Raw genomic sequence first — 12,371 nt, 5'->3', positions numbered from 1 at the left:
TACTTTTGCCTAAAATAATTGTTTCATTATGGAAGAAAGATACAGCAGAAACAGGCTCTATATGAGTGAGAAAGAGCAAAGTGTGATAAAGGATTATAAGATATTCCTTGGTGGTGCAGGTATCGGCAGCATTGTGGCAGAATGTGCCTTGCGGTTTGGCTTCGAGCATATTACCATTGTTGATGGCGATAAGGTAGAGCAAAGCAACCTGAACAGGCAGAACTATACAGAGAATGATATTGGCAGATACAAGGCTGAGTGCTTGGCTGAGCGTTTGCTAAGCATCAATCCTGATGCACAGATAGATTACCATACAGAGTTCCTTAACCCTGATAACATCGAAGAGATGCTGAATGGGCATAATGTAGCCATCAATGCATTGGACTTTAAGGATAAAACTCCATTCGTCTTTGATGAAATTTGCAAAGAAAGAAAAATCCCAGTACTGCACCCATACAACTTTGGTTGGGCTGGCTTTGTTACGGTTGTAGACCCATTGGGGCATTCTTTATCTGAACTGACTGAAGAGCCAAAGGGATTTGAATTAAAGGTAGCTGAGTATGTTACTGGACACGGGGCTTTTTGGAATCAACCTAAAGAGTGGTTAGACAAAATTGTAACCCAATATAAAAAGGAAAGCGAAATGCTTCCACCTCCACAACTGTCCATAGCATCATGGATTGCAGCAGGCTTGTGTACAACGGCAATGTACAATCTTGCTACAGGAAAACCTGTGAACTATTTTCCTAAATTCTATCTCTCTTCGCTTTTGCCGTAAGTTATTTTTTCAGAAGAGTTTGTTTAAGGTAGCTCTTGAAATAGCTTCGGTGATATTCGTCACGCCTAATTTGTCAAAGGCGTGGCGTTTATAGGTTTTGATAGAATCTAACGAGCGGCACATTCTGTTCGCAATTTCCGTCATGGTAAGCCCTGCTGCTGATAACCGTAGCACTTCAAGTTCTTCTTCTTTGAGTGATATTCCATCACGTTCTTTCCACCGATGCCCTTCGAAAGAATATTTCCAATAGTTAAGATTACCCTTTTTGTGAAACTCTACATGTCCCACTGTTTTATGTGAAGATAGTGATACGACACACATACCAATCCATATCTTGCCTTCATCTGTCAATAGAATGGGAGTAAGCTGGTGATTAATCAACTTACTTTTTGTTCCACTCTTCAGATGAAAATGATATGACATGGAACATTGGTATTTATCAACATTGTCGAAAGTATCAAAGAACTTAAACCCACTTTTATTCAGCTCAACAAGCATTTTTAGTTCTTCCTCTGGTACATATTTCAAATAAAAACTATACCCCAATTCCTTCACCTCCTTTGCTGTATGACCACAAAGAAACAAAGGATTATCTGATACATAAAGAAACTCCTGCTTATAATAGTCTATCAAATAAATGCTCTGATAGGTTACACGTGCAAAGGACTCTACTGTATGAATCAATGTTGACAATACATTTGAATCGTAATCTGGTGCATTACGCACGGTGTTCGATGCTATAAAGAAATCTTTTATGTCTGTCATATATGCTAAACGTGCTAAGATTCTCTGATATATTTCACTACAAAAGTACATTTTTAATGCGAAATACCGCAAAAAGATTACACAAAAGTGTAAAAAACAAAGAGAGAAATGAAGATTTACACAAAAGTGTAATAGGTGATATTTGCATAAGAAGTATTTTTGCCATATAAATCAAGAAACAAAAAGCATTATGGAAAAACAGATTGCAACATTTAAGGACTACGCTATCTTCATGGCAGACAAAACGAGTCTGTTGGAAATAGCACAGTTTGTGGTCAAGGAAAATTACTCCCATCACTTATCTTCATTTACAGAGAAAGAAGTAAATGAAGATATCAAATCAGTGCTTGAAGAAGAGGAATATCTGTATGATAACAAATCTCATATTTATATTGCAAGGGATGCCTTTGGGAATATAATTGGCTGCATCAGGAGTTTCCATTGGGATAAACACAAGACTCTTCCTATTGAAAAAATATACGGAATAAATCCACTGAATGCTATTCACGGGGAAAGTAAATATAGTTTTTGGCATATCGGGCGCTTTGCCGTTGCAAAGGATTCGGGAATATCCACATTGACATTGTTCAAGCGGCTAATGGCATTGGCAGTAAAACCGATAGTAGAGGACAAGTACAGCTATATGATAGCAGAGATTGACAGCAAACTATTGAAAGTAATGAAGGGCTTGGGATTTGGCACACGTCAAATAGGGAAATCCATAGATTACCTGACATCGGAAACTGTTCCTGTATGTTCCAGTAAGAGAGGTATAATGGGGTTCTTTTCAAAGTATGGTGAACTTTGCAAGGCTGCATGATTACACTTTTGTGTAATATTTCAGACAACAAATTCAGAATTACACAAAAGTGTAACGATATAATTTGGAGAAACCAATACATTTGCAACATCGAAAGACAAGAAAAGTTGTCGGCATATCATGATGTTGACTCCAAAATTATAATAAGACAATACATATAATAAATAATATAATGTTTATGAAAAAGAAAATTCTCACGTTGCTCATGTCTGGCTGCTATGGTATTCTTGCTGCACAAACTACGGGAACGGTCGTAGATGAAAACAAGCAACCATTACCAGCTGCAACGGTTTCGTTGTTTCGTGAAAGCGAAAATAAGATGATTAGTGGAGTAGTAACTGATATGAATGGCGGCTTTGAACTGAATACGCATGAAGGAGAGAACTATAGAATAAGGATATCTTTTGTTGGGTATTCTACGCAGGAAATTAAATGCCAAAACATTTCTAAGCACCTTTCGGTGGGTACAATCATGTTGGAACCAGAAAGTAAGCAGCTTAATGACGTTACAGTGATCGCCAACAACGTAATACAAAAAGCTGACCGCCAAATAATTATCCCTAATCTGCTTCAGCAAAAAACATCAAGCAATGGTTTAAGTTTGTTGCAGCATCTTCAGCTTTCACGAATCTCTGTAAATACGCTTGACAGTAAGGTGACTACCACTATGGGGGATGCCGTAGAGTTACGTATTAATGGTGTAAAGGCAGAGATACAGGAGGTGAAGGCTCTCTTGCCGGCAGACGTATTGAGAATAGAATATCATGATAATCCTGGTCTAAGATACGGAAATGTAGCTGCCGTAATTGACATTATCTTAAAAGAAAAGAAGAATGGTGGAAGCATCTCCGGAGAGTTTATGAACACTATCAATCCCTTAGGTATAGGAGATTATCAGTTATCGGGTAATTATCATGTAGGTAAGTCAAACTTCAAGGCATCTGTAAACTGGAATCGACGTGATGTAAACTGGTTACGTGAAAACATGGAGGCTTTCCATGCAACGACCCCCAGTATCAGTAACTATGAGATAGGGCAAAAGACAAAGGCACGATATGACAACATCAATCTATCCATAGGATACGATTACATAAATAGCGGAAACATATTGAGTGTTACTTTTCGTGATTTATATAACAATACGCCTCATGCGGTATCTGATAGAAATTCCAAACTTATTCAGGATAGCAATACATTCGATATCAAGGACCGCACCAAGTCAAGGAGCAACAATCCATCGTTAGATATTTATTATCAGCATGAGTTTACCAAGGATCGGCATCTGTTCTTTGACCTGATAGGAACATATATCAATACTAAAAACGACCGTTTATATCGCCAATCTCTGGGGAATGCTGTGCAGGAAATAACTTCCCATGTCAATGGCAATAAATATTCGACCATAGCTGAAGTTATTTACGAGCAGAAAATCAAGGATTCGCGATTGTCATTCGGTCTGCGACATCAGCAGATGTACACAAAAAACGCATATGATGGAAACACATCCTCAAGCGTAAAGATGAATACAGGTGAGAGTTATGGTTTTGGAGAATGGGCTTCAAAGTTAGGAAAACTGGATTATATGGTAGGTGTAGGTGCTATGAGAACCTATGTTAGCCAAGGAAATGCCAAACAGGTAAAATATATATTTCGTCCAACTATTCAGCTGGGGTACCGTTTCAACAATTATCTGTCAATACGCTACAAAGCCTACATGGGAGGCTACGCACCCTCACTTGCCGAATTAAGCGATGTTGAACAACACATAGACATTTACCAAATACGCCGTGGAAATCCAAATCTACAGGCGGTCAGATTTTTCTCTAATGAACTATCAATTAGCGTAGGAACAAAATATATTAGTGCAGAATGGTTTACTCGTTATAGCTATGATGATAAACCATATATGGAAGAAACAACCTATTCGAATGGCTTCTATGTTAGGAGTTATGCCAATCAAAGAGGCTTCCATCGTCTGAACTCTCAAATAAACCTAAAAGTACAACCTTGGAGGGATTATATGTCCATCCAATTTACCCCATTTGTCAATCGCTATATCAGCAATGGCAATACCTATACGCATACACATACTAACTGGGGCTTGCGTGCCAACTTAATGGGAATGTACAAGAATTGGTATGTAGGCGCCAATCTTGAGACAAGTTTTCATAGCCTGTGGGGGGAGACACTTAACAAAGATGAGAAATCACATAGTATAGTTTTTGGGTACAATAGAGAAAAATGGGGTGTAGAACTCCAGTTGCAGAACATCTTCAGTTCACGTTATGAAATGTCTGTAGAAAATCTTTCCCATCTTGCTCCTTATAATCAAATGGTATGGTCGAAAAATCTATGTAAGGTTTTTGGCATAGACTTTCATTTCAACCTGAACTTTGGAAAGCACGGTTCTGAGGTGAACCAACGTATTCATAACTCTGATACTGATGCAGGTATTGTGCCAACAACGAAGTAGCAGATAAATATAAATTCACGTACAGATAAAGAGGATGTCGAAAATCTTTAAAAGAGTAGACGTTATTAAATACTTTTAGCCTTATGGCAGAAATTAATTTAAAAAAGCTCCTTGATGAGTCCATGTTGAAAGAAATCGATCAAGATTGCATTATTTTGAACGAAGAGCAGGCCGACGAATTATACGGAGGAGCAGAATGGGGTTACTATGGTAACTGTTCATTCGGTAATTGTCACTAAGACAGTTACAAAATGAGTATTAGGGGATGCTAACTCAGGAGCGTGAGTTTTACTCCGACAATAGCATTCCCTTTTTTCTAATATTATAACATAGAAAATGGAAAATAAACTTAAACTCTCAGCATATTTATTTAAGAATTTATATCACATTAAGAGACATCAATTAGGTCTCTTCTTTTCTGGAAGAACAGCAAAAAACATTTTTGTATCAGCTAACACCTATAATTCTGTCATCAATGAAGATTTTAGGCATATAGACAAAAATACAATGGAGTTATTAATTAAAGCAAAGGTGCTTGTTCCAAAGGAAGAAGACGAGTTTAGATCAATAAACATAGAAAACCAAAAGATTTTAAAGAAGCAAAGACAGTACCATAGTGAGCACCTATATATGTCCATTCAACCAACTGATAAATGTCAATTTGCTTGTAACTATTGTGGTCAAGAGCACAACCATGCAGAAATCAGTATAGATACCATAGAATGTCTCATCAAACAGATTGATATTAAATTATCTGCACATGATTATCAGGACATGGAAATAGGATGGTTTGGAGGAGAACCGTTATGCGCCTTAGATAAAATGCGTATAATCAATAAGCATATAAAAATTCTGACAAATAAGCATAAGATTAAAAATCTATCTCATATAACTACAAATGGCTATATACTCACGCCAGATGTATATAGAGAGTTAAAGGAACAATTTAATTGCAGGAGGATAGAAATAACAATAGATGGAGATAAGGAATTCCATGACAAGCACCGTTTCACGTGTAGCGGTAAAGGAACTTTTGTTAAATTATACAACAATTTAAAGTCTATAGTCTCAAGCCCATACTATGATAAGACTAAATGCATGATAACCATTCGATGTAATATTGATCAAAGTAATATAGATGGTGTTATTCCACTTTTACATAAACTGTACAATGATGGGATGCAGGATAAAATTCGTTTTTATTGTGCATGTGTTGTTTCATGGGCAAACAATGGTGCTGGTGATGCCAAGACATGGAAGATAATTGGGAAAAAGTCTACAGAGTATATACTTTATATGCTAACGCATGGTTTTAGAACAGAGATTCTTCCGCACAGAAGTGGGCCTTATATATGTATTGGGACAATGAAAGAGTCCTTAATGTATGATGCTTATGGTAATATTTACGACTGTTCGGAGACAGCCTATTCTACAAGATATTTAGGAGGTCCATTGCATTTGGGCAATATACATAACCGAGGTAATAAGCGCAAAAATAGTGCCTTAGCGACCATTCCCCACATGTTGTTAAGTGGTCAGATTAAACAGTGTAAAGATTGTAAGTATTATCCTTTATGTGGAGGATTATGTCCACTTGCATTATATGAGAAAGAACCTAGATGCCCTATGTTTATATATAATATAGAGGATCGCATGCTAATAAATGCTATATACAGACTTAACCATATAAAATAATAACATAATGCATATAATTCAAACATATAGTCAGTTAAGAAGTTATGGACTGAACTTTTGCGGAGGTTATTTATCTCCACTAGTCAATTGGCTATCAATAGCATTGAGTGGATTACTCTTAAAAGAGTATAACCCACAAATACCCCTTTGTATGTATACAAATTTTGAGTTAAAACATATATTTAAAGATTTGTTTCTATTGCCATATGATACATACTTCATATTGGATGACATCAAGAATGAGTATAGGGATTTTTACTGTTACCCTAAAATTCAAACATATAGTATGCAAAATGCTCCCTTTTTGCATATAGACTGTGATGTGTTTTGCAAGGAAGCGCTCAAGAAGCGCTTATTAACAGCAGACTTAGTAGCCCAGCATGAAGAAAACGATTCAAATTTCTACATGTTAGTACTAAACCATTTGAAATCATGCAATGCGATAATTCCTGATTACATGAGAGTATGTTTCGGTGAAAATAATATACATTCATATAATGCAGGGGTATTGGGTGGTAATAATGTGTTCTTTTGGAAAGAGTACATTGAATATGTTAAAGATTTTTTATCAAGCAATGCTAATAGTATAAGAAAGTCAGACAAGAAGTTTCTTTATAATGTTGTTTTTGAACAATGGATTTTTTATGCCTTAGCACATACAAAAAGAATCAAGGTTGAAACATTTATTAAGGGTGTTGTTAAGGATTTTGTTATGCCTTGGGGAACAGTCCCTGACCAAGTAGTGGAAGCTAACAATCATCCTTATATTCACATAATGAATTACAAAAGTCATCCACGCTGTAATAGCTATATCATTAGGCAAATGTATAGGAAGTATCCAGAGTATTTTGACCGAATACTCTATGTATGCCATAAAAATGATATTTGTCAAAAAATCACACTAAAAGGTATTGCAAATAGTGAGTATGAGAAAAGAGCAATAGAATATGAAAAAATATCTAATGGAGACTTATTAAACTCTATAATTTCAATTTCTCCTGATGTTAAATTCATAAGTAATAAAAAAGTTTCAACATTACCTGATAAAAAGGAATGCAAACAGGAGGGATATCTAAAAACATACAATACATATCTTGCGCAGAATGTGTATATAAAATACGACTCTGTTATGACAAATCTACTTAAAATATTTAGGAAGCCTATTCGGTTAAACGAAATAATAACAGACTTGAATCCCTTTCAACAAGAATATTTAATTACAAGTATTCGCAAGGGATTATTTGATAATGTATTAATTATATGACACCATAAAATAACAAAACATAGTGCATACTTTATAATTAATACTTTGGTGGCATGAGCATAATGCTACACTAATGTATTTTAAGTGTACTAATTATATAGTCATATACACTCAGAAGGTTTAATACTTATACAACCTAAAATTAAGGTTTTTGTTAGTAGCTTAAAGGTATTTTTAGAAAAAGATTTTGTTTTATTAATATTATTGCATACATGAGGTTTTTACAGACATATTACAGTTTCTCCACAGATGAAGATCCTATGTTCGATAAAGCAGGATTTCTCTCACCTGAATTTCATTGGATAACTATGGCTATTAGTTGCCTTTTACTAAAGCAGCATTATGGTCATGTTACGCTGTATTGCAATTCCACAGCTAAAAAAGTTGTTGAAGAATTGTGTATTCCTTATGATCAGATAGTAACAATTCCGAATATTATGGAAGGGTATTCTGGCTATGAATTATGGGCTTTGCCAAAATTATATACATACAGTGAACAGCATGAACCATTTTTACATGTAGATTGTGATTTTTTGTTGTATGACAGCTTACCAGATTCCTTTTGGAAAGCAGACTTATTCGCACAAAATATTGAGTATGACGATCAATTGTATAATCGTAAGTGCATAGATCGTTTCATACAAGTTGGAGGAAAAATTCCCAATTTTGCAGATATAGAGCTTAAAAATAAGATTATTAGTGTGGCTAATGCAGGCGTACTCGGAGGAAATGATGTGAAATTCATTCAATACTACACAGAACAAGCATATAGATTTATATATAACAATGATAGGATTTTGAAACTTAATCATGACGGTTTTATAAATTCTGTTTACGAGCAACTTTTCTTTTATTGCCTAGCTCAAAAATATAATAAAACTATAAGCTACTGCACTGAAGGTGAAAAATTAAGTACTTTGTTTGATTGGATGAATCTTGATATGTCGTGTTTGAAAAAACACGGCTATTGTCATATGCTTGGAAATATAAAAAAAAGAAATGATGCACAAATTTTTGCATCAAGGCTTCTAGAAAAAATAGATCCTGCTTTACATCATCATATAATCAATACATATATCCAGCATGGCGGTATCCCAATATCTAATTATCTGAATTTTATAGATACTCCTTATATCCATCATTACAGGACTTCCAACGAAATATTAGAAAGGTCACGTAGTTTTAAAGTTTCTAAAAATTATGATATAGGAAAAATAATGAAAGAAAGAATCTATACCGAAATTAAGAAACTGGACAACACGTGCATCAAAGTTGAGAAACAACTAGAAGATAATAAGAAGGAATTTTTTAAAAAGCAGTATACTTGCATTAATAGCTTTTGGGAAAATGAGAGATTATATGAGAGTAATTGTCAGTTTATTTTAAATCCTTTTATTAGCTTGACAGATATATCATCAGAAACATTGATGTATATTACAAAAAATCAAAAAATTGAAAATAAAATGTATAAAGTTGTAACTATACCAGATGCTTTTCGTCAAACAGTTTATGAAGTAGTTGCTCGTGGAACGGTTGAAACTATTATAGACTATCTCCTACAGGAGCATACAGCAACAGCCTCCGATATAATAGATAATGTTTGTGCACTATCACAAAACAAATATGGTAAAGAAGAGTATGAAGCTAATTTAAGATATGTAGAAAGAATTATTTACCGGATGATAGAAAACTGTATTTTAACAATATCGAATATCTAACGTCCAGTTTTATTTTTGACTATTATTGAAATATTAATGCTAAAGCTCACAGTTTAATGAAACATATTCGTTTCTTACATCAATACGATTCTATGCAATGTGGTATTACATGCCTACAAATGATATGCGAATATTATGGAAAAAGATACTCTTTATCTTTTTTAGAAAAACTATGTACGCCAACTACAGAAGGAATTTCTTTATTGGGACTAAGTAAAGCTGCAAATTACCTAGGCTTTGATACGATTTGTACCCAGATAGATATTACCAATTTATCCAAATATCCGTTACCTTGTATTCTCCATTGGAATCAGAATCATTTTGTAATACTATATAAAATAAGAAGAGACAAGAGATTTTATATAGCAGATCCTAGTAAAGGATTAATTAAATATAATTTAGAGGAATTTAAGAGTCATTGGATTAGTACAAGATTGAAAGATAAAGAGCAAGGAATCGCTATGCTTTGCAGTACTACTCAGTTACTTGATAACAATAATATTAAAGAAGAATCCAAGCTGAAAGAAGAACGCTCACTCAAGTTTCTTTTCGGTTATGTCAAAAAATACGGAAAGCACTTTGGGCAGATAGTCTTAGGCTTACTTGTGGGCAGTCTGCTGCAACTTATCCTGCCTTTCCTCACGCAATCAATTGTGGATGTGGGAATCAAAAACCAGAACATCGGTTTTATTTGGTTAATACTCTTGGGACAACTTGTCCTTACCATGAGCCGTACTGCCATTGATTTTATCCGTCGTTGGCTCTTACTGCATATCTCTATGCGGATCAATATTTCTCTTGTGAGTGACTTCTTCATCAAGCTGCTCAAACTGCCGATGTCGTTCTTCGACACTAAACTGATGGGCGACCTTATGCAGCGTATGGGTGACCATAGTAGGGTGAACACGTTCTTAACTCAAAAGACACTTAGCATCGTGTTCTCCCTCTTTACCTTTGTGGTGTTCAGCATCGTGCTGCTATCCTATAATTGGCTTGTCTTTACCATCTTCATGCTCGGTAGTCTGCTCTATGGCGGTTGGCTTGCACTCTTCCTCAGGCGCAGAAAAGTACTTGATTACGAACTCTTCGAGCAGCAAGCCATCAACAACAACAAGACCTACGAGTTTATCACCTCTATGCAGGAGATAAAACTCCAAGATTGTGAACAACGTCGTCGTTGGGAATGGGAGGACGTGCAGGCAGACCTCTTTGGAGTGCAGATGAAATCCCTTAAACTCCAACAGACACAAGAGGCTGGTAGCATATTCATCAACGAACTGAAAAACATCGTAATCACCGTGGTGGCAGCCACAGCCGTCATTCACGGACAGCTCACGCTGGGTATGATGCTTGCCGTGCAGTATATCATTGGGCAACTCAACTCACCTGTCGAGCAGTTGATGAGTTTCTTCTATTCGGTGCAGGATGTGAAGATAAGTCTTGAGCGTATCAATGAAATCCACCGCATGGATGATGAGAACGGAAAGCAAGGATTGGAAATGGCAGTGAAAGAAAAAAATCAAGGCATAGACCTTGAAGCCGTAAACTTCAAGTACGATTCTCACGCATTGAAAACCATCATTGATGATGTAAGCCTCACAATCCCCAAAGGTAAGGTAACTGCCATTGTCGGAGCGTCGGGTAGCGGAAAGACCACCCTCATCAAACTGATGTTGGGCTATTATCCCGTATTGGGAGGACAAATCACCATAGGCGGAACAGGTGTAAATACGCTAAATAAGAAGTGGTGGCGCAGACAGTGTGGCGTGGTGATGCAAGACGGTGTGATATTCTCCGAGAGTATAGCAAGGAATATAGCCGTAGATGATGGTGAGATTGACAAGGAGCGATTGCAAAGGGCAGCCGAAATAGCTTGTATTCATGACTATGTAATGGGACTTCCCTTAAAATACAACACTAAGATTGGTCGCGATGGCGTTGGCTTGAGTCAAGGACAGAAACAGCGTATCTTGATAGCAAGAGCTGTATACAAGAACCCCGATTATATTTTCCTTGATGAAGCCACCAACTCGCTCGATGCCAATAACGAGCGCATGATTGTGGAGCATCTGGATGAGTTCTACAAAGGCAAGACGGTAGTTATCGTAGCACACCGACTAAGCACGGTGAAGAATGCTGACCAAATAGTGGTACTGGATAAAGGCAAGGTGGTCGAGATTGGCAACCACGAGGAACTCACGGCAAAGCGTGGTGCATACTACAATCTTGTAAAGAATCAATTGGAGTTAGGAAACTAACGTAAAGGAAAAACAACTATGGTAGACGACAAGATAGAACTCCGCAGCGAGAAGGTAAGGCACATCATTGGCGAGATACCGTCAAAAATTGTACGCTATGGCATCATGATTATCACTGTTGTAATATTAGGACTACTGGCAGGTGCATACTTTATACCTTATCCTGAAACCATCAGTGCAAAGGTACAGATGACAAATGCCCGTCAAGGCACAATCGCCGTTCCCTATAAATACGTAAATACGTTAGCGAGAGGAATGACGGTAAACATCGAATTTGAGGGTTACGATGCAGAAACCTACGGAGTTGCAAATGGTGTAATAACAGCCACATCGCATATACCCTTACAAACGGCAGAAGGCAACGTGTTCACGGCACAGGTAAGGATAACAGATTGCAAGTATAATCTCATCAGCGGAATGACAGGCACCGCATCTATACTTGTAAGCAATGAAAGCATACTTCAGAGGATTGTCAGGCAAATAACAAACATCATATAATTTCCTTTTTAATCGTAATCAAGCGGTGAAAGAAGAAGGGCAGTTGTAGTTACTGCGTAGTACCATTGTTTCGGGTATTTTACTACACGTTAATCCTTTTTC

10 protein-coding genes are annotated in these 12,371 nt (G+C 36.5%); 9 read left to right on the top strand and 1 reads right to left on the bottom strand.

Annotation, left to right across the window (positions count from 1 at the left end; translation table 11 throughout):
• The first annotated feature begins 28 nt into the window (after positions 1–28).
• The gene (locus tag ACZ48L_RS10375; protein WP_008446518.1) at positions 29–778 is read left to right on the top strand and encodes a ThiF family adenylyltransferase; all 750 of its coding nucleotides are present in this window, start codon (positions 29–31) and stop codon (positions 776–778) included.
• A gap of 9 nt (positions 779–787) precedes the next feature.
• Here ACZ48L_RS10375 and ACZ48L_RS10370 read toward each other — a convergent pair whose 3' ends face one another.
• Entirely contained in the window at positions 788–1,543 is a 756-nt protein-coding gene (locus ACZ48L_RS10370) for a response regulator transcription factor (protein WP_008446719.1), read from the bottom strand.
• 190 nt (positions 1,544–1,733) lie between these two features.
• Here ACZ48L_RS10370 and ACZ48L_RS10365 point away from each other — a divergent pair, with 190 nt between their 5' ends.
• The 8 genes from ACZ48L_RS10365 (at position 1,734) to ACZ48L_RS10330 (ending at position 12,269) form a co-directional block, all read left to right on the top strand.
• Entirely contained in the window at positions 1,734–2,363 is a 630-nt protein-coding gene (locus ACZ48L_RS10365; protein ID WP_008446642.1) for a hypothetical protein, read from the top strand.
• 178 nt (positions 2,364–2,541) lie between these two features.
• Positions 2,542–4,836 carry a TonB-dependent receptor gene (locus ACZ48L_RS10360; protein WP_257898478.1) on the top strand — a complete coding sequence of 765 codons (2,295 nt, stop codon included), beginning with the start codon at positions 2,542–2,544 and terminating at the stop codon, positions 4,834–4,836.
• Positions 4,837–4,919: 83 nt separating this feature from the next.
• The gene (locus ACZ48L_RS10355) at positions 4,920–5,075 is read left to right on the top strand and encodes a hypothetical protein (protein WP_009434700.1); all 156 of its coding nucleotides are present in this window, start codon (positions 4,920–4,922) and stop codon (positions 5,073–5,075) included.
• Between the two features lie 97 nt (positions 5,076–5,172).
• A complete protein-coding gene (locus ACZ48L_RS10350; protein ID WP_008446465.1) occupies positions 5,173–6,531 on the top strand; it encodes a radical SAM/SPASM domain-containing protein in 1,359 nt (452 codons plus the stop codon).
• Between the two features lie 7 nt (positions 6,532–6,538).
• Complete coding sequence (locus ACZ48L_RS10345; protein WP_008446699.1) at positions 6,539–7,795, top strand: DUF6734 family protein; 1,257 nt, start codon at positions 6,539–6,541, stop codon at positions 7,793–7,795.
• A 212-nt stretch (positions 7,796–8,007) separates the two neighbouring features.
• Positions 8,008–9,513 carry a DUF6734 family protein gene (locus tag ACZ48L_RS10340; protein WP_009434704.1) on the top strand — a complete coding sequence of 502 codons (1,506 nt, stop codon included), beginning with the start codon at positions 8,008–8,010 and terminating at the stop codon, positions 9,511–9,513.
• A gap of 56 nt (positions 9,514–9,569) precedes the next feature.
• Positions 9,570–11,771: a peptidase domain-containing ABC transporter gene (locus tag ACZ48L_RS10335; protein WP_008446692.1), complete on the top strand. Its 2,202-nt coding sequence runs from the start codon at positions 9,570–9,572 to the stop codon at positions 11,769–11,771.
• Positions 11,772–11,789: 18 nt separating this feature from the next.
• A complete protein-coding gene (locus ACZ48L_RS10330; protein ID WP_025792179.1) occupies positions 11,790–12,269 on the top strand; it encodes a hypothetical protein in 480 nt (159 codons plus the stop codon).
• The last annotated feature ends 102 nt before the right edge of the window (positions 12,270–12,371 follow it).

It is taken from the genome of Prevotella histicola, assembly GCF_055385135.1.
Note: the sequence above shows the minus strand (reverse complement) of the source record. Positions and strands in the feature narration are given on the sequence as shown.

Bases quoted from the DNA above. Each gene is read 5' to 3' on its own strand.
- ACZ48L_RS10375 (WP_008446518.1), top strand. From the start codon at position 29: ATGGAAGAAAGATACAGCAGAAACAGGCTCTATATGAGTGAGAAAGAG.
- ACZ48L_RS10370 (WP_008446719.1), bottom strand. From the start codon at position 1,543: ATGACAGACATAAAAGATTTCTTTATAGCATCGAACACCGTGCGTAAT.
- ACZ48L_RS10365 (WP_008446642.1), top strand. From the start codon at position 1,734: ATGGAAAAACAGATTGCAACATTTAAGGACTACGCTATCTTCATGGCA.
- ACZ48L_RS10360 (WP_257898478.1), top strand. From the start codon at position 2,542: ATGAAAAAGAAAATTCTCACGTTGCTCATGTCTGGCTGCTATGGTATT.
- ACZ48L_RS10355 (WP_009434700.1), top strand. From the start codon at position 4,920: ATGGCAGAAATTAATTTAAAAAAGCTCCTTGATGAGTCCATGTTGAAA.
- ACZ48L_RS10350 (WP_008446465.1), top strand. From the start codon at position 5,173: ATGGAAAATAAACTTAAACTCTCAGCATATTTATTTAAGAATTTATAT.
- ACZ48L_RS10345 (WP_008446699.1), top strand. From the start codon at position 6,539: ATGCATATAATTCAAACATATAGTCAGTTAAGAAGTTATGGACTGAAC.
- ACZ48L_RS10340 (WP_009434704.1), top strand. From the start codon at position 8,008: ATGAGGTTTTTACAGACATATTACAGTTTCTCCACAGATGAAGATCCT.
- ACZ48L_RS10335 (WP_008446692.1), top strand. From the start codon at position 9,570: ATGAAACATATTCGTTTCTTACATCAATACGATTCTATGCAATGTGGT.
- ACZ48L_RS10330 (WP_025792179.1), top strand. From the start codon at position 11,790: ATGGTAGACGACAAGATAGAACTCCGCAGCGAGAAGGTAAGGCACATC.